18 protein-coding genes are annotated in these 18,616 nt (G+C 69.4%); 12 read left to right on the top strand and 6 right to left on the bottom strand.

Features of this window, described 5'->3' with window-relative positions:
* Positions 1 to 71: 71 nt before the first annotated feature.
* Positions 72 to 1,412 carry a tyrosine-type recombinase/integrase gene (locus tag IH68_RS0139160; protein ID WP_234341748.1) on the top strand — a complete coding sequence of 447 codons (1,341 nt, stop codon included), beginning with the start codon at positions 72 to 74 and terminating at the stop codon, positions 1,410 to 1,412.
* Positions 1,413 to 1,478: 66 nt separating this feature from the next.
* On the opposite strand, the gene IH68_RS0139155 is transcribed toward IH68_RS0139160, so the two are convergent.
* Complete coding sequence (locus IH68_RS0139155) at positions 1,479 to 2,117, bottom strand: hypothetical protein (protein ID WP_199931971.1); 639 nt, start codon at positions 2,115 to 2,117, stop codon at positions 1,479 to 1,481.
* A gap of 385 nt (positions 2,118 to 2,502) precedes the next feature.
* On the opposite strand from IH68_RS0139155, the gene hemL reads away from it, so the two are divergent.
* From hemL to IH68_RS0139115, 8 genes are all read left to right on the top strand, one after another.
* Positions 2,503 to 3,834, top strand: coding sequence for a glutamate-1-semialdehyde 2,1-aminomutase (hemL, locus tag IH68_RS0139150; protein WP_030945474.1), 1,332 nt, complete (start codon positions 2,503 to 2,505; stop codon positions 3,832 to 3,834).
* Positions 3,831 to 4,529 carry a histidine phosphatase family protein gene (locus tag IH68_RS0139145; RefSeq protein ID WP_030945471.1) on the top strand — a complete coding sequence of 233 codons (699 nt, stop codon included), beginning with the start codon at positions 3,831 to 3,833 and terminating at the stop codon, positions 4,527 to 4,529. The genes hemL and IH68_RS0139145 overlap by 4 nt, the downstream gene beginning before the upstream one ends.
* Positions 4,530 to 4,788: 259 nt before the next feature.
* Positions 4,789 to 6,045: a hypothetical protein gene (locus IH68_RS0139140; protein WP_234341747.1), complete on the top strand. Its 1,257-nt coding sequence runs from the start codon at positions 4,789 to 4,791 to the stop codon at positions 6,043 to 6,045.
* A gap of 66 nt (positions 6,046 to 6,111) precedes the next feature.
* On the top strand, positions 6,112 to 6,735 hold the full coding sequence (locus IH68_RS0139135; RefSeq protein WP_030945463.1) for a TlpA family protein disulfide reductase: 624 nt from the start codon (positions 6,112 to 6,114) through the stop codon (positions 6,733 to 6,735).
* Position 6,736: 1 nt separating this feature from the next.
* Positions 6,737 to 7,510 carry a cytochrome c biogenesis CcdA family protein gene (locus IH68_RS0139130; protein WP_030945461.1) on the top strand — a complete coding sequence of 258 codons (774 nt, stop codon included), beginning with the start codon at positions 6,737 to 6,739 and terminating at the stop codon, positions 7,508 to 7,510.
* A 3-nt stretch (positions 7,511 to 7,513) separates the two neighbouring features.
* Positions 7,514 to 9,232 (top strand): cytochrome c biogenesis protein ResB, encoded by a 1,719-nt coding sequence (resB, locus tag IH68_RS0139125; RefSeq protein ID WP_030945458.1) that lies wholly within the window; start codon positions 7,514 to 7,516, stop codon positions 9,230 to 9,232.
* A 186-nt stretch (positions 9,233 to 9,418) separates the two neighbouring features.
* The gene (gene ccsB / locus IH68_RS0139120) at positions 9,419 to 10,516 is read left to right on the top strand and encodes a c-type cytochrome biogenesis protein CcsB (protein WP_030945456.1); all 1,098 of its coding nucleotides are present in this window, start codon (positions 9,419 to 9,421) and stop codon (positions 10,514 to 10,516) included.
* Between the two features lie 25 nt (positions 10,517 to 10,541).
* Positions 10,542 to 10,934 (top strand): SRPBCC domain-containing protein, encoded by a 393-nt coding sequence (locus tag IH68_RS0139115; protein ID WP_030945454.1) that lies wholly within the window; start codon positions 10,542 to 10,544, stop codon positions 10,932 to 10,934.
* Here the strand turns inward: IH68_RS0139115 and IH68_RS0139110 are convergent.
* Both IH68_RS0139110 and IH68_RS0139105 read right to left on the bottom strand, forming a co-directional pair.
* Positions 10,921 to 11,895, bottom strand: a complete 975-nt coding sequence (locus IH68_RS0139110) for an isopenicillin N synthase family dioxygenase (protein ID WP_030945452.1) — start codon at positions 11,893 to 11,895, stop codon at positions 10,921 to 10,923. The two genes, IH68_RS0139115 and IH68_RS0139110, sit on opposite strands and share 14 nt — an antisense overlap.
* A complete protein-coding gene (locus tag IH68_RS0139105) occupies positions 11,888 to 12,337 on the bottom strand; it encodes a nucleoside deaminase (RefSeq protein ID WP_030945450.1) in 450 nt (149 codons plus the stop codon). Before IH68_RS0139105 ends, IH68_RS0139110 begins: the two co-directional genes overlap by 8 nt.
* Positions 12,338 to 12,449: 112 nt before the next feature.
* On the opposite strand from IH68_RS0139105, the gene IH68_RS0139100 reads away from it, so the two are divergent.
* Entirely contained in the window at positions 12,450 to 13,709 is a 1,260-nt protein-coding gene (locus IH68_RS0139100; RefSeq protein WP_030945449.1) for a PucR family transcriptional regulator, read from the top strand.
* Positions 13,710 to 13,711: 2 nt separating this feature from the next.
* On the opposite strand, the gene IH68_RS0139095 is transcribed toward IH68_RS0139100, so the two are convergent.
* On the bottom strand, positions 13,712 to 14,611 hold the full coding sequence (locus IH68_RS0139095) for a transglutaminase-like domain-containing protein (RefSeq protein WP_030945448.1): 900 nt from the start codon (positions 14,609 to 14,611) through the stop codon (positions 13,712 to 13,714).
* Between the two features lie 369 nt (positions 14,612 to 14,980).
* Positions 14,981 to 15,955, bottom strand: coding sequence for a quinone oxidoreductase family protein (locus IH68_RS0139080; RefSeq protein ID WP_030945446.1), 975 nt, complete (start codon positions 15,953 to 15,955; stop codon positions 14,981 to 14,983).
* Positions 15,956 to 16,095: 140 nt separating this feature from the next.
* Between IH68_RS0139080 and IH68_RS0139075 the strand changes: the two genes are divergently transcribed.
* Positions 16,096 to 16,431, top strand: coding sequence for an ArsR/SmtB family transcription factor (locus tag IH68_RS0139075; protein WP_030945443.1), 336 nt, complete (start codon positions 16,096 to 16,098; stop codon positions 16,429 to 16,431).
* A 60-nt stretch (positions 16,432 to 16,491) separates the two neighbouring features.
* Entirely contained in the window at positions 16,492 to 17,121 is a 630-nt protein-coding gene (locus tag IH68_RS0139070) for a hypothetical protein (protein WP_030945440.1), read from the top strand.
* Here the strand turns inward: IH68_RS0139070 and IH68_RS0139065 are convergent.
* Positions 17,094 to 18,506, bottom strand: a complete 1,413-nt coding sequence (locus IH68_RS0139065) for a purine-cytosine permease family protein (RefSeq protein WP_030945437.1) — start codon at positions 18,504 to 18,506, stop codon at positions 17,094 to 17,096. The genes IH68_RS0139070 and IH68_RS0139065 overlap by 28 nt on opposite strands.
* Positions 18,507 to 18,616 lie beyond the last annotated feature (110 nt).

Here is an 18,616-nt window from a genome sequence, read left to right as displayed (position 1 = left end):
ACCCTCAACCGCACAGCATCGAGGGCATCTGAAGGACCAGTAGGTATGAGCCGTGGAGTGAGGGAGTGCCGGTGCCACACAACGAACAGCGCCAGATCACCGAGGAGCAGTTCCACGACGCGGTGCTGATCTGGGACTACCACCGGATGGGCCATGAGCGGCGGCCTTGCTCCGCGGCGATCGGCCTGGGCAGTCACGACCTGGGCGTGGCCACCACTGCCGTCGCCCTCTACCGCACCGGTTTCTTTCCGGTCGTGGTCTTCAGTGGCGGAAACAGCCCCACCACCCGTGCCCGCTTTCCCCGCGGCGAGGCCGTCCACTACCGCGAGCACGCCCTGAGCCTTGGCGTGCCGGACGAGGCAATCCTGGTCGAGCCGAAGGCCGCCAACACCGGCCAGAACATCACCTTCTCCCGCGAGCTGCTGACCGAGGCCGGGGAGCTGCGGTCCCTCAACCAGCCCTCGGTCATCCAGGGTTGGATCCGCACCCTCCAGGACGGCGGCCTGGAGGTGTCGACGATCGAGGGCATCTTCGACATCCTCTCCAGCATCCTCGGCGCGGCCGTGGAGGACGGGCTGCTGCCGAGGAACCCCTGCAAGTCGAAGTCGGTCAAGCTCCCGACCGCGACCAAGAAGAAGATCATCCCCTGGTCGCTGGAGCGGGTCCGCGTGGTCATCGCCGGGCTCCCGAAGCGCTTCCAGGCCGGCGGCAAGCTCGCCTTCGGCTGCGGCCTACGCCAGGGCGAGGTGTTCGGCTTCGCCATCGAGGACATCGACTTCAAGGGCGGCTGGATCCACGTCAACCGCCAGGTGCGGCTGGTCGGTACGAAGCCCGTCTTCGCCCTGCCCAAGGGCAACAGGATCCGGTCAGTGCCTCTCTCGGCTCAGCTCGCCGCAGCCCTCAAGGCGCACATGAAGGAGTTCCCGCCGGTCGAGGTCACCCTGCCGTGGGGCAAGCCGGACGGCGAGCCGAAAACCTTCCGCCTCCTCTTCGTCGACAAGAAGGGGCGGGCCTACAACCGCAGCGTCTTCAACATGGGCGACTGGAAACGCGCTCTCGCCGCCGCCGGCGTGATCCCTCCACGCGAGCGCGGAGCGCGCTACCTCCAGGCGGCTCCGGAAGACGGCATGCACGCCCTCCGGCACGCCTACGCCTCCGTGCTCCTGGACGCGGGGGAGAGCATCAAGGCGCTATCCGAGTATCTCGGGCACTCGGACCCGGGCTTCACGCTGCGGACGTACACGCACCTGCTGCCGTCCAGCGAGACCCGCACCCGCAAGGCGATCGACGACGTCTTCACAGAAGCCGAGGCAGAAGCCGACGCAGAAGACGAGGACGACCGGCCCGGCACCCAGGGCACATCAGTGCCCCCGGCGAAACCCATGTGCCCTCAATGTGCCCTGGCCGCCTGACGGCCTCTCTCCGCACATGCCGAGGGCGGGGTCAGAAACCCCGCCCGAAACCTCTGAAACACCAGGTCAGGGCCACACCAGGCAATAAGGCTGATGCCCCGCCTCATGCAGCCGATGACTGAAGTCCTGCCACTCGTGCAGCAGTTGGTACACGTTGAACGCATCCCGCGGGCCCCCGCGGTCCGGCACTGTCGACCAGATGAACGCTGCCGCGCCCACCGCCTCCTCGCCTATGCCGCGCAGCGGGTCGACGACCGTCATCGGGAGCTTGACCACCGCGTAGTCGGGGTGCAGGACGACCAGTTCCAGGGGCGGGACCTTGTGGAGGGGGACGCCTTCGATGCCCGTCAGCACCATCGCCGCCATCGTCTCCGGCTTGATCTTGGTGAACATGCCGTTCATGCCGAGCTCGTCGCCGCCGAGTTCCTCGGGGCGCATCGAGATCGGGACACGGGCCGCGGTCGCGCCGTCGGGCGCGCCGAAGTACTTGTACGTCACCCCCACCCGACCACCATTCCTGCTCCCCGCCCTGAGCGCGTCGCCCCGGCGGTCGATCCGCCGGTCGAGCTGCTCGGGCTCACTCGGTGCACCCTGTCCCTGACGTGCCTCGGTAGCTTCCTCCGCCTCGCGTCGGTGCCTTCCTCGATGGGCACGTCGAGGACCCAGGTCATCAGTCCCCTCGCCCAGTCCGCCACCGCGATGCATATCTCCACCCGACTGCTTTTCTAGGACGCGTGGCCCCCGCCGCGCAACCCGATCATCGTGTCAGTGACCTCCCCCACGGCCGCCCGCCGAAACGTGCGTTGAAACACCTGTCCGCAGGATCTTCGCAGCCTCTGAACAAGCCTCCGTACACCTCGTCGTCCACCTGGCCGCGCACCGGTCGTACATCCGTCCGTACACCTATACGTACGCCAGGGCCGTATGGGCTGTGTGTATCAGGTCCCAGTTTCGCAGATCGCGCCGGGCGGCGGCCGTCTCTCGGGTCAGCAGCAGCGCCCGCTGCCGCCCGTGCACCCTGGCCTACCCTGAGGAGGTCCCTTGCAACCGGAGCCCGAGAAGTCGGAGAAGGTCGGAGAAGTCGCAGGTCATGAGCGAACTGCCCAATTCACTGCCTTATTCATACGAAGCGCCTGTCTCGCAGGCTCTGTTCGACCGTGCCTCGGCCGTCACGCCCGGTGGTGTGAACTCCCCGGTGCGAGCGTTCCGCGCCGTGGGCGGCACGCCCCGGTTCATGGTGTCCGGTACCGGTCCGTATCTGACCGATGCGGATGGGAGGGAGTACGTCGATCTGGTGTGTTCCTGGGGGCCCATGATCCTCGGGCACTCCCACCCGGAGGTCATCGCCGCCGTTCAGGACGCCGTCTCGCGCGGTACCTCCTTCGGTACGCCCGGTGAGGGCGAGGTCGCGCTGGCGGAGGAGATCGTCGAGCGGGTCGAGCCCGTGGACCAGGTGCGGCTCGTGTCCAGCGGGACCGAGGCCACCATGAGCGCCATCCGGCTCGCCCGCGGGTTCACCCGGCGCACCAAGGTGATCAAGTTCGCCGGGTGTTACCACGGTCACGTCGACTCGCTGCTGGCCGCCGCCGGGTCGGGGGTCGCCACGTTCGCCCTTCCCGACACTCCCGGTGTCACCGGCGCCCAGGCGGGCGACACCATCGTGCTGCCGTACAACGACCTCGAGGCCGTGCACGAGGCCTTCCACCGGCACCCCGGTGAGATCGCATGCGTGATCACCGAGGCCTCGCCCGGGAACATGGGTGTCGTGCCGCCGCGGCCCGGGTTCAACCAGGGACTGAAGGACGCCTGCTCCAAGAACGGCGCCCTCTTCATCTCCGACGAGGTCATGACCGGTTTCCGGACCAGCCGGGCGGGCTGGTTCGGGATCGACGGGGTCAAGCCCGATCTCATGACGTTCGGGAAGGTGATGGGGGGCGGGTTCCCTGCCGCCGCCTTCGGCGGCCGGGCCGACGTGATGGCGCATCTCGCGCCCGCCGGGCCCGTCTACCAGGCCGGCACCCTCTCCGGGAACCCGGTCGCCACCGCCGCCGGCCTCGCCCAGCTGCGCCTCCTCGACGAGGCGGCGTACGACAAGGTCGACGCGGTGTCGGGGACCATCCAGGCGCTCGTCACCGAGGCGCTCGGCAAGGAGGGCGTCGCGCACCGGCTGCAGAACGCCTCCAACATGTTCTCCGTCTTCTTCACGGACCGGGAGGTCCGCGACTACGAGGACGCAAAGAAGCAGGAGTCCTTCCGCTTCACCGCCTTCTTCCACTCGATGCTGGCGCAGGGCGTCTATCTGCCGCCCTCGTCCTTCGAGTCCTGGTTCGTGTCCACGGCCCACGACGAACAGGCCGTACAGCGCATCGCCGACGCCCTTCCGGCGGCGGCCCGAGCGGCGGCGGAGGCCACGGCAGCATGAGCGACAGCAACAGCACGGCGAGCAGCGACATCACCGTCGTCCACGTCATGCGGCACGGCGAGGTCGCCAACCCGGACGGGGTCCTGTACGGGCGGCTGCCCGGCTACCGGCTGTCCGAGCTGGGGCGGCAGATGGCCGACCGGGTCGCCGAACACCTCGCCCCCCGCGACATCACCTACGTCTGTGCCTCCCCGCTGGAGCGGGCCCAGGAGACGGCCACCCCGATCGCCAAGGCGCACGGGCTCGACCTGGCCACCGACGAGCGGCTCATCGAGGCCGACAACGTCTTCCAGGGCAAGACCTTCGGGGTCGGGGACGGCGCGCTGAAGAAGCCGGGCAACTGGAAGTACCTCGTCAACCCCTTCAAGCCCTCCTGGGGCGAGCCGTACGTCGACATCGTCGTACGGATGATGCAGGCTCTGGACTCCGCCAAGGACCAGGCACGGGGGCACGAGGCCGTCCTCGTCAGTCACCAGCTGCCCATCTGGATCGTGCGGTCGTACGTCGAGAAGCGGCGGCTGTGGCACGACCCGCGCAAGCGGCAGTGCACCCTCGCCTCGCTGACGTCCTTCACCTACCAGGGCGACAGGCTCGTGTCCGTCGGTTACAGCGAACCGGCCCGCGATCTCGTCCCCGCCCATCTCCTCGCGGGCGCCAAGCCGGTGAAGGGGAAGGCCAAGGCCTTCGGCGCCTGAGCGCTCCGCTGGGAAGTGCCGAGTTGGCCCGTCGAGCGTCTGCGGCTCCGTCGTGGCTTGTCGCGCAGTTCCTCGCGCCCCTATAGGGCGCGCAGAGAGCCCCTTTTGGGTTCCATGACGCTCTCGTGACATTTGTTGCGAGATCGCCGTGATCGTGAGGAACCTCCCCCTTCGTCATGTCCTCTGAATGGGTGACCACCACAGGACATGACGAATCGGGGTTGGAATGCGCACTCGCAGCGCTCTCACTCGCAGGGGAATGCTCGGTCTCGGAGCGGGCGCCGCGGCCGCCGTCGGACTCTCCGGCTGCGGCACCCTCACGCCGTCAGACGGGTCGACCCATGGTTCGGGTTCCAAGGGCGGCGGATCCGGCAAGCCCTCGCACCCCGCCCGCCCCATCGGTGACGGCTCGACCTCCTTCACCGGCAAGCAGCCCCACCAGCCCGCAAAGCCCGAGCCGCTGGAGCCGGGGCAGACCCCGCCGCAGTTCGTGATCTTCTCCTGGGACGGCGCCGGCGAGGTCGGCAACGGGCTCTTCCCGCGCTTCCTCGACCTGGCGAAGCAGCACGGCGCGTCCATGACCTTCTTCCTGTCCGGGCTCTACCTGCTCCCCGAGTCGAAGAAGCGCCTCTACAACCCGCCGAACAACCCGCGCGGCGCCTCCGACATCGGCTACCTCACCGACGAGCACGTCAAGGCCACGCTCACCAACGTCCGCCGTGCCTGGCTCGAAGGGCACGAGATAGGCACCCACTTCAACGGCCACTTCTGCTCCGGCTACGGCACCGTCGGCAACTGGACGGCCGCGCAGTGGCGCAGCGAGATCCAGCAGGCCAAGGCCTTCGTGAAGGAGTGGCGGACGAACACGGGATGGTCCGACATGCCGTCCCTGCCCTTCGACTACGAGAAGGAGCTCGTCGGCGGCCGTACGCCCTGTCTGCTCGGCCAGAACAACCTGCTGCCCACCGCCAAGTCGCTCGGCTGGCGCTACGACGCCTCCTCGCCCGGCGGCCGCCAGGTCTGGCCGCAGAAGAAGCTGGGCATCTGGGACCTGCCGCTGCAGCAGATCCCGTTCCCGGGGCGCAGCTTCGAGGTCCTGTCGATGGACTACAACATGCTCGCCAACCAGTCGGTCAACTCGACCAAGGCGCCCGCCTACAACTACCCGGGCTGGCGCACCCAGGCCTCGAAGGCCTACATAGCAGGCTTTCAGCGGGCATACGAGACAAACCGTGCACCCTTCTTCATAGGCAACCACTTCGAGCACTGGAACGGCGGCATCTACATGGACGCCGTCGAGGAGGCGTTCAAGCACATCGCGCAGGAGAAGGAGAAGGGCGCGGACGTACGCCTCGTCTCCTTCCGGCAGTTCGTCGACTGGATGGACGTACAGAAGCCCGAGGTGCTCGCCAAGCTGCGCACCCTCGACGTCGGTCAGCAGCCGGCGGGCGGCTGGAAGACGTTCCTCAAGGAGACTCCGACCTCCTCTGCCTCACCCACCGGGCAGGCTGCCTGAAATGCGGTTATCCCCCCGCAAGGGGGGTGCGCATGATCCCCGGAACGGGCATGCGAAACTTTTCACATGAGTGCCGCCAGCCGCGCCCCCGTGCGCTCGAACCGCGCACGTCGCCGAACCGTCCTGACCACCGCCGGTGCCGCGGTCGCCACGCTGCTGATGTCCGCCTGCTCGTCGGGAGGGACCTCCGGCGGCGGCGGTGACACCAACTTCGTCATGGGCAAGGACGGCATCTCCACCGCGGAGAAGGGGGAACGGGCCGCAGCGCCCGACCTGTCCGGCAAGACCGTCAACGGGGGACAGCTCGACGTCGCCTCCTACAAGGGCAAGGTCGTCGTCCTGAACGTGTGGGGCTCCTGGTGTGCCCCCTGCCGCGCCGAGGCGCCCAACTTCGAGAAGGTCTACCAGGACCTCAAGACCAAGGGCGTCCAGTTCGTCGGCATCAACACCCGCGACACCAGTACCCAGAACGCGGTCGCCTTCGAGAAGCAGCAGGGCATCACCTACCAGAGCCTCTACGACCCCACGGGCAAGCTGATGCTCCGCTTCAAGAGGGGCACGCTCAACCCGCAGGCGGTCCCCTCCACGCTCGTCCTCGACCGGGAGGGCAGGATCGCCGCCCGCTCGCTGGCCGCGCTCAGCGAGGACAAGCTGCGCAAGATGATCGCCCCCGTCCTCGCGGAGAAGTGACGTGACCTCAGTCACCACGCTCGCCGCAGCGACGGGCTACAACGACACGGTGCTCCACGGCGCCCTGCTGATCGCCCTGCCCATCGCGCTGCTCGGCGGACTCGTCTCCTTCTTCTCCCCGTGCGTCCTGCCGCTCGTACCCGGCTATCTGTCGTACGTCACCGGAGTCGCCGGCACCGACCTGGCAGAGGCCCGGCGCGGGCGGATGGTCGCCGGAGCCTCCCTCTTCGTGCTCGGCTTCACCGCCGTGTTCGTCTCCGGCGGGGCCCTGTTCGGTTCCTTCGGGTACACCCTCCAGGAGAACAAGAGCGTCCTCACGAAGGTGCTGGGCGTGCTCATGATCCTCATGGGTGTCTTCTTCATGGGCCTGATGCCCTGGATGACCCAGCGTGAGTTCCGCTTCCACAAGCGGCCCGTGGCAGGCCTCGCCGGTGCGCCGCTCCTGGGCGCACTGTTCGGTATCGGTTGGACCCCGTGCATCGGCCCGACCCTCGCCTCCGTGATCGCCCTCTCCGCGGAGCAGGGCAGCGCGGGCCGCGGGGCCCTGCTGACCGTCGCCTACTGCCTCGGTCTCGGCGTACCGTTCGTGCTCGCCGCAGTCGCCTTCCGCAAGGCGCTCGGCGTCTTCGGCTGGGTCAAGCGCCACTATGTCTGGGTGATGCGGATCGGCGGCACGATGATGATCGTGACCGGTCTGCTCCTGCTGACCGGCGCCTGGGACCGCCTCGTGCAGGACATGCAGTCCTGGTCCGCCGGCTTCACTGTGGGGATCTGATCGATGAGCAAGACCACCGCCACCGGTACGACCCCCGAGCGGGCCGACGACCCGGACCTCGGCGCCGCCGGCTCCCAGCTCTCCACCGCCCCCCGGGAGGAACTGGCGAACCTGCCCGGCCTGGGTGTCATCGGCTGGGCCCGCTGGTTCTGGCGGCAGCTGACCTCCATGCGGGTCGCGCTGCTGCTGCTCCTGCTCCTCTCGCTCGGCGCGATCCCCGGCTCGCTGATCCCGCAGTCCGGCATCGACGAGACGAAGGTCGCCGACTTCCGCAAGGCCCACACCTTCCTCGCGCCCATCTACGACAGGCTCGGCCTCTTCCACGTCTACAGCTCGGTGTGGTTCTCCGCGATCTACATCCTGCTGTTCGTCTCCCTCATCGGCTGCATCATCCCGCGCACCTGGCAGTTCATCGGCCAGCTGCGCGGCCGCCCGCCGGGCGCCCCCAAGCGCCTGACCCGGCTGCCCGCCTACACCACCTGGCGCACCGAGACCGAACCCGAGCAGGTCCGCGAGGCCGCCCTCGCCCTCCTCACCAAGCGCCGCTTCCGCGCCCACCTCGCCGGTGACGCCGTCGCCGCCGAGAAGGGCTATCTGCGCGAGGTCGGCAACCTCGCCTTCCACATCGCGCTGATCGTGATGCTGATCGCCTTCGCCTGGGGCCAGCTCTTCAAGTCCGAGGGCAACAAGCTCGTCGTCGAGGGCGACGGCTTCTCCAACACCCTCATCTCCTACGACGACTTCAAGTCCGGCAACCTCTTCACCACCGACGACCTGGTGCCGTTCAGCTTCACCCTGGACAAGTTCACCGGCACCTACGAGGCCAGCGGCCCCAACAAGGGCACCCCGCGTACCTACCAGGCCGCCCTCACCTACAGCCAGGGCGCCTACGGCAAGGACAAGAAGGACCTCGTCAAGGTCAACGAGCCGCTGGAGATCGGCGACGCCAAGATCTACCTCACCGCCCACGGCTACGCCCCCCTCATCACCGTCCGCGACGGCAAGGGCAACATCGTCTACCGCGACGCCGTACCGCTCCTCCCACTCGACTCCAACGTCACCTCCACCGGTGTGGTCAAGGTCCTCGACGGCTACAAGAACGCCAAGGGCGTCAGCGAACAGCTGGGCATCTCGGCCTTCCTCCTGCCGACCTACACCCCCGGCAGCGAGACGGCCTCCACCTTTCCGGCGCTGCGCAACCCGGTGCTGAACCTGACCCCGTACCACGGCGACCTCGGCGTCGACTCCGGTATCCCGCAGAGCGTGTACCAGCTCGACAAGACCCATGTGAAGGAGTTCAAGGACTCCAAGGGCGCCCAGCTCAGGGACAACCTGAGGCCGGGCCAGACCATGAAGCTCCCGAACGGCGCCGGCTCCATCACCTACGAGACCACCAAGGAGTGGGCCAACTTCCAGGTCGTCCAGCAGCCCGGCACCGCCTGGGCACTCGGCGGCGCGCTCGTCGCCATCTTCGGCCTCGCCGGCTCCCTGTTCATCCAGCGCCGCCGGGTGTGGGTGCGGGCGGTCAAGGGCGCCGACGGTGTGACGGTCGTGGAGATGGCCGGCCTCGGCCGCAGCGAGTCCGCCAAGGTGCCGGAGGAACTCGGCGACCTCGCCGGGATCCTCTGGGACCGGGCGCCGGGTGCGCCCGACGACACGGGGGCGGAGCCGGACGGTGTGTCCGACTCCGACGCCGCATCTGCCGAAGGGGCTGAGAATTGAATCCTCTCCCACGCGGAACAGGGGAGATTCCTGGCTCTCGCCGCCCGACGGACCAGCCGCCCGCCAGGTCTTCCACGATCAACACCAGCCGGGTTGAAACCAGCCCGGTAACACGACTGCAAGCTTCCTGCAGACCTCACCGCCCGACCGCAAGTCGCCGGGATATTCACCCGAAGGAGTGCTGAGGTGCCTTTCGCCGCCCCAACCGAGTTGGCCACCGCGACCAACGAACACCTCGCGAACATCAGCAACACGCTGATCTACTCCGCGATGGCCGTGTACACCCTGGCCTTCTTCACGTACATCGCCGAGTGGATCTTCGGCAGCCGCAGCAAGATCGGCCGGACCGCCGCCGCGCTCACGCCCGGGGCCAAGGCGGCGAAGGCCCCCGCCGTCACCGTGAACAAGGCCGGCGGCACCGCCGTACTGGAGCGGCCCAAGGTCGTCGTACGGGCTTCGGCCGGTGCGCGGGACGTGCCCGACGGGCCCGGGGCGCACGGCGGGGACGAGCAGGGCGACCTCTACGGGCGTATCGCCATCTCGCTCACCGTGCTCGCCTTTCTCATCCACCTCGGTGGTGTGGTCGCCCGCGCGGCCTCGGTGGAGCGGGCGCCGTGGGGCAACATGTACGAGTTCAACATCACCTTCTCCACCGTCGCCGTCGGCGTGTACCTCACGCTGCTCGCGCTGAAGAAGAACATCCGCTGGCTCGGGCTGTTCCTGATCACCACGGTCCTCCTCGACCTCGGCATCGCCGTCACTGTCTTGTACACCGCCAGTGACCAGTTGGTTCCCGCCCTCCACTCGTACTGGCTCTACATCCACGTCTCCACCGCCATCCTGTGCGGCGCGGTCTTCTACGTGGGCGCCGTCGGCACGCTCCTCTACCTGTTCAAGGACTCGTACGAGACCAAGCTGGAGAACGGCGGCACCCCGGGCCGCTTCGCGACGTCCTTCCTGGAGCGCCTGCCCGCCTCCTCGTCCCTGGACAAGTTCTCCTACCGCATCAACGCGGCCGTCTTCCCGCTGTGGACGTTCACGATCATCGCGGGCGCCATCTGGGCGGAGTCGGCCTGGGGCCGCTACTGGGGCTGGGACCCCAAGGAGACCTGGGCGTTCATCACCTGGGTCGCCTACGCCTGCTACCTGCACGCCCGCGCCACCGCCGGGTGGAAGGGCCGCAAGGCCGCCTACCTGGCGCTGATCGCCTTCGGCTGCTGGCTGTTCAACTACTACGGCGTCAACATCTTCGTCTCCGGCAAGCACTCGTACGCGGGCGTCTGAGCCACCGGTGTCCGACACTGGTGTCATGAGCGGTTCCATCGCACAGGGCACCAGTCAGAGCCACGGGAACACGCACATGCTCCACTTCCTGGTGCGGGTTCCCCGGCGCATGGAGGACGTCTGGCCGGCGGTGGCCACCCCCCAGGGGCTCGCCCAGTGGTTCACCACCGCCGACGTCCTCGAACCCAGGCTCGGCGGCGCGGTCACCCTGCGTGACCTGGGCAGCGGTCGGGTCACCGCATGGGACGTGGACCGGGTCGCCGAGTACACGCTGGACGACGGCGACCGGATCCGTTTCCACCTGGAGCGGGACGGCGAAGAAGGCACGGCCCTCCGCTTCACCCACGAGTACCGGGGAGCCGAGGCGGCGGAGCCCGCCTGGCGGGCCCGCTTCGAGAAGCTGGTCAGCCGACCGTGATCGAGTCCAGCTTCTCCCGCAGATAGAGGTGCGAGTCGACCGGCTCGTACGCCACCCGCCCCACCGGCGCCGGCACCGACTCCACGATCGTCCCCGGTGTGCACTCGCCGAAGTACACGAGCGACATCAGCTCCTCGGCGGGCGCGTCCGCGGGCGGCGGCAGCACCCGGTGCCGCCCCGACCGCCACCTGTCACCGGTCCAACGGGCCATCAGATCCCCGATGTTGATCGTGAAGGCCTCCGGGTGGAACGGCGCGTCCTCCCAGCCGCCCTCGTCCGTGTACACCTGCAGCCCGCCCTTCCCCGCCTGCCGGTCGAGGATCGTGACCGTCCCGAAGTCGGTGTGCGGCCCGATGCGGAACTGGCCCGGCTGCGGCTCCCCGACCACCTCGACACCCGGGTACCAGTTGATGTTGAAGCCGTACGTCGGGTGGTCCATGTGCCGGGAGAAGAAGTCCGGTTCGAGGCCCAGCGCCTCGCCGAGCAGGGACAGGAGCTGCTTCTCCAGATCGGCCATACGGGCCAGGTACTCCTCGCACAGTGTCTGCAGCTCGGGCACCTCCGCGGGCCAGACATTGGGCGCGTACCACTCCGCGTTGACGACGGGGTCCTCGAAGGGCTCGTGCGTCGCGAACGTCAGCGACTCCTTCAGGTCCGGCGGGGTCTCGGTACCCTCCGAGTAGCCGTTGGCCTCGGCGCCGGGGCCGAGCCAGCCGCGGCCTCCGACCTTCGCCGCGTACGGCTGCTTGGTCCCGGCGGGAAGCCGGAAGAACGCACGGGCCGCCTCCCGGATCGCGGACCGCAGCGCAGGATCCACACCGTGCCCGGTGACCAGCAGGAAACCGGCGGTCTGCAGGGCCTTGTCGACGGTGCGGGCGATGGCGGCACGGGCGTCCTCGTCGCCGTCGAGCCAGGGCCGCAGATCGATGGTCGGAATACGCGGGGCAGGGGTGTCACTCACCAATGTCCTCATTCCACAGTGCCGGATGGTTCTTGATGAAGTCGCGCATCATCCCGATGCACTCGGCGTCGTCGAGCAGCACGATCCGCACGCCGTGCTCCGCCAGCCAGTCGTGCCCGCCGTGGAAGGTGGCCGCCTCGCCGACCACCACCTGCGAGATGCCGAACTGACGGACCAGGCCGGAGCAGTACCAGCACGGCGAGAGGGTCGTGACCATCGTCGTACCGCGATACGAGCGCTGCCGTCCCGCATTGCGGAACGCTGCCGTCTCCGCGTGCATCGAGGGGTCGTCGTCCTGGACGCGCCGGTTGTGGCCGCGGCCGAGCAGGGTGCCGTCGGCGCCGTAGAGCGCGGCGCCGATCGGGATGCCGCCCTCCGCGAGCCCGGCGCGGGCCTCCGCGACGGCGGTGGCGAGCCAGGTGCGTGCCTGTGCCTGATCCATACGTCCCACTCTCCTGTGGTCGAAACACGAGGGCAACGTGCGGAAAGTACTCTCCGGGCAACCCGCCGCCGGACGAACTGTCCACGCGTGAGCCCCTGCCCTGGAGGTGCCCGTGGCCGCACTCACCCTCCGCGAAGTCCTGGATCTCGATCCGGTACGCGCCTCCGAACCCGAGCTCCTCGCCGGTCACGGCGCCCTGGACTGCCCGGTCCGCTGGGTCCACTCCAGCGAGGTCTACGAGGGCGCCAACTTCCTCGACGGCGGGGAGCTGCTGCTCACCAACGGCTTCGGGCTTACCGACGCGGACGAGGAGGTCCGTCGCCGGTACGTGCGTGAGCTGGCCGCGCGGGGTGCCGCCGGGCTGGCGGTGGAGGTCGGCCGCTCCCTGCCGCACATGCCCGCCGAGGTCGTCGACGAGGCCCGCCGCCTCGGCCTGCCCCTGCTCGCCCTGCACCGGGTCGTGCCCTTCGTACGCATCACGGAGGCGGCGAACCGGGCGATCGTGGCCCGGGGGCTGTCCGGACGGTCGGTGGTACGTCCCTGGGGTGACGACCACACGGCGGCCCTGCTCGCCGACCTGGCCGACCGCGCGGCCCTGAATCAGCCGGAGGTCGAGGCACGGTCGGCGCTCGCCGGGTTCCACCCGGGGCCGGGGGCACGGCTGATCGGGGTGTCGGTGCACGGGACGCGGGAGACCGGCGCCGTGGACCGGGCGGTACGGCTGCTGGGCGGGGCGGGGGTGCTACGGGCCGCGTTTCCGGGGGATGTGCTGGCACTGCTCACGCTGCCCGCAACCAGAACCGGTGACCCGATCCGCGCCGTCCAGGAGGCATTTCGTACGGCAGCCGACGCCGGGCTCACCGTCGCCGTCGGGCACGCCGTCGACGCCGGGAGCGGCTGGCTGCGCTGGAGCGACACGCTGCGGGCGGCCCGTACGACGCTGGAGCTGGCGCTCACCGTGCCGGCTGCCGAACCCGCCGTTCCCGACGGCCCGTTGGTGACCTCCGCCCGCGCACTGGCCCTGGAACGGGAGCTGACCCGCGGCGGTATCGACACCAACCGCGACCGCCTCGACCGGCTGGTCCAGCACACCCTGGGCCCGCTGCTGGCCTGGGAGGCGGCCCACCCCAGCGATCTCGTCCGCACCCTGGAGGTGCACCTGCGGCACGGGTGTTCGCCGACGCGCACGGCGGCCTTGCTGCACATCGGCCGCCAGTCGCTCTACCAGCGCCTGGAACGGATCGAGTCCCTTCTCGGCCTGGAGATCGACGACCCGGATCTGCTGGGGGAGTTGCTGGCGGCGGCGTGTGCGCATCGGGTGGTCCGGGGGACGGGGGCGGCCCCGGCACGCGGCCTGCGAACCGTTGCCTGAGTTCAGCGGAGGGTGACGTGACTCGGCCCCTTGTACGGCGCCGAGCACAGCACCGTCTTCGGGGTGCGCAGGGTGTCGTCCTCGGTGAACAGCTTGCGGGCCGCGTCGAAGGGGACGTCGTCGCCCGCGACCAGGGCAGCGCGGTCGTAGAGCTCACGGGCTGCTGCCGACAGTGGCGTGCCCGGCTTCCCTTCGTCCATTCCCCACTCGTCCCACAGCAGCGTCTCCACCTTGTTCAGGGCTGCGAGGTCGAGCCGGATGTTGCCGGCCACGAACCGCTCGCCCCAGAACGGGCCTTCCCCCGGCGGATGCAGCCCGAAGGTCTTCGGGTCCGCGGCACCCTCGCGGATCGCCTGCCACGCCTTGCCCGCGACGAGGAAGCGGTCGCGCGGGACGTCCATCGGGGCGAAGTCCGCGTTCCAGTTGGCGGTGATGGCGGGGTCGGCGAGCTGGGCGTCCGCGAACAGCCAGCCGCGCTCCTCGTCCCAGTACTCGGTGACCACGTGGTCGCAGTGGAAGCCGTCGGAGCCGAAGTAGTCGGCGAAGCCGGAGCGGATGCGGGCCGGGATACCCGCCTGTCGCAGGAAGGAGCAGAGCAGCAGCGAGAAGTCCCGGCAGGTTCCGACGAAACGGTCCTCGACCTCGCGCCGTACGTGCAGGGGGGCGTCGTTCCGTGCCATGAGGATGCGCAGGATGTCGTCGATGTAGCGGGTCTCGGCGTCGTTGTGCAGGCGGTCGGCCGGGTGGGTGTGGTGGAAGAGGTCGCCCTCCACGCGGTGGATGAGCAAGTCGCGGGAAATGCGTGCGAGTTGGATGGGGTCGCGGGGTAAGTCGACGTACTGGTCGGCGAGTTCGCCGGGGTCCGAGAACGTGCTGTGCGTGGCGTAGAAGGCAAGTGACATGGCTGACGGCCTCCCGGATGTCCGGTGTGTCATCGATCGCGTGTTCGAATGCGGATCGGTGCGCCTCACCGTGTCAAAATTCGCGGGGCATTGTCCAGTCCACGCGCTGCCACACCGTCACCGCGAGGTCGATGTGGTCGGCGAGGTCGCCCACCGGGACCCGGCCGGACGATCATGCCCCTGGCGTGGCTGGAGGCGATCCCGGAGGACCGGCCCCGGCAGACGTGTAAGTGGGTCCGGCACCCTGCAGAACATGTCCAACAGCCAGTGCCTCGAGAACTCCGCCGGCTGGCCGGTCACCGACACCTGCACGTCCGGGAACCAGGCCCAGCGCTGGACGAAGATCTGATGGGGGTCGGCTGACGGGGGTCAGCCGCCCACCCGCAGCAGCAGCTTGCCCGTGCTGGTCCGCGTCCCCATCAGCCGGTGCGCCTCCGCCGCCTCCTCCAGTCCGAACTCGGCGGTGACCGGCAAAGACACCGTGCCGTCCACCGCCTTCGCGAAGGCCCGCTCGGCGAGGGAGCGCAGTTCACCGGGGGCCGTCTTCGCCAGCGTAAGGATCGAGAAGCCGCCGACCGACACCCCGGAGGGGTAGAGCTCCGGCTGTCCCACGTTCCACGCCGGCGCCGAGCTCGCGTTGCCGAAGGAGACCAGGCGCCCGAAGACCGCGAGTGAGGCCAGGCTGCCCCGGAACGTCTCGCCGCCGACCGGATCGAGCGCGAGGTCGACGCCCCGGCCGCCGGTCGCCTCCCGTACCGCCTCCGTGAACTCGCCGACGAACACCTCGTCGTAGCCGTACTCGCGCGCGTACGCCGCCTTGGCCGCGCCCGACACCACGCCGTAGACCGCACCGGCGCCCGCCGCCTTGGCCAGCTGCCCCACCACCGTGCCGACGCCGCCCGCCGCGCCCTGCACGAGCACCGTCTCGCCCGGCTGCAGTCGGCCCACCGCGTGCACCAGGGCGTAAGCCGTCGGCAGCACCGTCGGCAGGGTCGCCGCCGTACGCAGGTCGACGCCGGCCGGGACCGGGAAGACGGTCGAGGCGTTCGCCAGCGCCACATCCGCGTAGGCGCCGCCCTCCGTCAGCGCCGTCACCTCCTGGCCGACGGACAGGCCCGTGACGCCCTCGCCGAGCGCGCGGACACGCCCGGACCCCTCGAGCCCGGGCACGAAGGGCAGCTGCGGCACCCGGTAGCCCTCGCCGCGGGCCTTGAGATCGGCGAAGTTCACCCCGGTGTACGCCACGTCGACGCTCACCTGGCCCGGGCCGGGCTCGGGGACCTCCGCCTCCACGACCTTCAGGACCTCGGGTCCGCCGTACTCCTGGAACTCCACCGCACGCATGCCGCACCCTCCATGACTGCTCGACCCGCGACTGTTCGATGAAAAGCAACTGTTCAATGAAAAGCGAACAGCCGCGAGTGTATGATTTTCATCGAACACTTGGCAAGACGGAACCTCGGCAAGGCGTGAAGGAGCCCCGCGTGGCGCAGCGCACCAGTCATCGGGCCGCCCCCGAGCACACCCACCCCGACGACGTCTCCGTCCAGACCGCCCTCGCCGCGCTCGCCGATCCCGTACGCATCAGCCTCGTCAGGGAGCTGGCGGGCTCGCAGGAGTGGTCGCGCAGCTGCGGAAGCTTCGACGTGCCCGTCGGCAAGGCGGCGCTCAGCCATCACTTCGTGGTGCTGCGGGGCGCGGGCCTGGTCGAGCAGCGCGACGAGGGGGCCCGGCGGGTCAACCGCCTGCGGCGGGCGGAGTTCGAGGCCCGCTTCCCGGGTCTGCTGGACCTCGTCCTGCGGGACGAACCCACGGACTGAACCCCTCCGGCCCCTCCGGCGTCACAGTGCTGACGCCAACGCACGGGGACGGAGGGGGACATGGGCAGCAACCGCACCTGGATCGCATCGGCCGGAGCGACCGCCGCGCTGGTGGTGGCCGCGGGCCTGTACGCCCAGGCCATGGGGACCGGACACAGCGACGGAGGCCTCAGGTCGGAGCCCGTTCGGATCAAGTCGGTGGCCACGGACCGGACTTGCGTCGGCACCCGCCCGGTGGACAGCCTCCCCGGTCGCAACGACGACACCCCGCTGACGCGCGTGGTCATACACGTCGACGACCTGGCCGAGAAGAAGTACTCCGACGTCTACACGGGCCTCTCCGTCGACGAGGACCACCAGTCGGCCGACGTCTGGCGCATGCCCTCCGCCGCCTTCGACGACGAGGTCTGCGGGGCGGCCGCCCGGGGCGTGACCGTGCGGCTGCACGACACCGACGTCAGCGGAAAGACCCTCTCGGCCCTCTCCGACCGGATCGGCGACGACATGCGCCGCTGGGACGGCACCTTCGAGATGCGCGAAGTCGCCGCCGACGAACGGGGCTTCGTCATCATCGGGGTCGACGACCCCGACACGGCGGAACCGATCCTCAAGAAGGCCTACGGCGAACACAACAGCAGGTACATCAGGGTCGAGTACGCGGATCAGGCGGAACCACTGGACGCGGACTGAGCCTTCGCGCGGCGCAGCACCGCGTACAGCCCCGCGCTCACCACGAACCCCACCACCGGCGTGATGTCGCCGAAGGACGGCCAGTGCTTCGGGACGTAGCCGACGAAGTCCTCCTGGTTGGAGAAGAGCGGAACCGACACCGCGACGCCGATCAACAGGGCTGCCAGTCCAGGCCAGTTGGTGAAGGAACGGTCGGTCAGACGGGCCGTCAGCTCCTCGTCCGTGGCCGTGCGGGACTGCAGCCACCGCTCCACCAGGACGACCCCCAGCCATGGCGCCACCCAGTACGCGATGACCAGCAGGAACGCCTCGTACGCCGACCCCGCGTCCGACAGCGACGCCCACGCGGCCGCCGTACCGGCGACACCCGACACCACGACCAGCACGCTGCGGCTCAGCCAGGTGGGGAGCTTCAGCCCGAAGGAGGCGATGGAGATCGCGCCCGAGTAGATGTTGAGGGCGTTCGCGGAGATGCCGCCGAGGATGATGGCGAGGAGTACCAGGTCGCCCAGCCAGCCCGGGAGATGACCCGTGAAGGCCGCCGTCGGGGTGGCGTCCTTGGGAGCCACGATGGTCGCCGAGGCCGCGCCGATGACCGCCACGACGGCGACCGACACGAACAGGCCGACGGCCGGGTAGAGGACCGTCCTGAACCTGTTCGCGGTGCGCGGCAGATAGCGGGAGTAGTCCGTGGCGTACGGGTTCCAGCCGGCCGCGTAGCCCCAGGCCGCGCTGAAGGCGAGGAGGAAGCCGCCGATGCCGCCGCCGGTGCCGCCCCCGCCGAGATCCGCGTCCTTGAACGTCCACACGCCCGCCAGCAGGAAGATCACCGCGAGGGCCGGGAAGGCGTACTTCTCGAAGGTGTGCACGAAGTTGTGGCCGATGAAGCCGATCAGGATCTCGGCCACGACCACCAGCAGGAGGGACGGCAGCGGGCGCAGTCCCGTCAGGGTGTTGAGGGCGAAGGCCGCGCTCACGCTGTTCACCGCGAACCAGCCCACGCCCGCCACCAGACCGTTGGCCGCGGCCGGCAGGATGTTGCCGAGGTGGCCGAAGGAGAAGCGGCCGATCACCATCTGCGGCACACCGAACCGCGGCCCGTCCAGGGACAGCACGCCCTGCGTGACCGCGCCGAGCGCGGTGCCCAGCACGATGGCGGCGGTGGCCTGCCAGAAGCTCAGGCCGAAGAACAGCACCGAGATCACACCGATGAAGACGGTTGCGAACTCGATGTTCGGGGACGCCCAGGTCCACAGCAGCTGGAGCGGCGAGCCATGGCGTTCGGCGTCGGGGATGGGCTCGGAGCCAGCCGTCTCGACGGCGATGACCTTGTCACCGTAGGCGGGGGCGAGGGTGCCTGAGGAGTCGGCGGGAGCAGTCGTCATGCGAGGTAAGTGTCCGGTTCCGGCCGGTCCGGGCACAGGGGCGCATTGTCCGCATCGGGAGCCTCGTCGGCGTACAACCTGTAGGCACCTGGGGTCATCGCCGGGGCCGA

The sequence above is a fragment of the Streptomyces sp. NRRL S-646 genome, assembly GCF_000720765.1.
Classification (GTDB): domain Bacteria; phylum Actinomycetota; class Actinomycetes; order Streptomycetales; family Streptomycetaceae; genus Streptomyces.
This window is presented reverse-complemented; position numbering and strand designations above follow the sequence as displayed.

Coding starts and splice junctions, on each gene's coding strand:
- IH68_RS0139155 (WP_199931971.1), bottom strand. CDS start 2,117: ATGCATCGCGGTGGCGGACTGGGCGAGGGGACTGATGACCTGGGTCCT.
- hemL (WP_030945474.1), top strand. CDS start 2,503: ATGAGCGAACTGCCCAATTCACTGCCTTATTCATACGAAGCGCCTGTC.
- IH68_RS0139145 (WP_030945471.1), top strand. CDS start 3,831: ATGAGCGACAGCAACAGCACGGCGAGCAGCGACATCACCGTCGTCCAC.
- IH68_RS0139140 (WP_234341747.1), top strand. CDS start 4,789: ATGCTCGGTCTCGGAGCGGGCGCCGCGGCCGCCGTCGGACTCTCCGGC.
- IH68_RS0139135 (WP_030945463.1), top strand. CDS start 6,112: ATGAGTGCCGCCAGCCGCGCCCCCGTGCGCTCGAACCGCGCACGTCGC.
- resB (WP_030945458.1), top strand. CDS start 7,514: ATGAGCAAGACCACCGCCACCGGTACGACCCCCGAGCGGGCCGACGAC.
- IH68_RS0139115 (WP_030945454.1), top strand. CDS start 10,542: ATGAGCGGTTCCATCGCACAGGGCACCAGTCAGAGCCACGGGAACACG.
- IH68_RS0139105 (WP_030945450.1), bottom strand. CDS start 12,337: ATGGATCAGGCACAGGCACGCACCTGGCTCGCCACCGCCGTCGCGGAG.
- IH68_RS0139095 (WP_030945448.1), bottom strand. CDS start 14,611: ATGTCACTTGCCTTCTACGCCACGCACAGCACGTTCTCGGACCCCGGC.
- IH68_RS0139080 (WP_030945446.1), bottom strand. CDS start 15,955: ATGCGTGCGGTGGAGTTCCAGGAGTACGGCGGACCCGAGGTCCTGAAG.
- IH68_RS0139070 (WP_030945440.1), top strand. CDS start 16,492: ATGGGCAGCAACCGCACCTGGATCGCATCGGCCGGAGCGACCGCCGCG.
- IH68_RS0139065 (WP_030945437.1), bottom strand. CDS start 18,506: ATGACGACTGCTCCCGCCGACTCCTCAGGCACCCTCGCCCCCGCCTAC.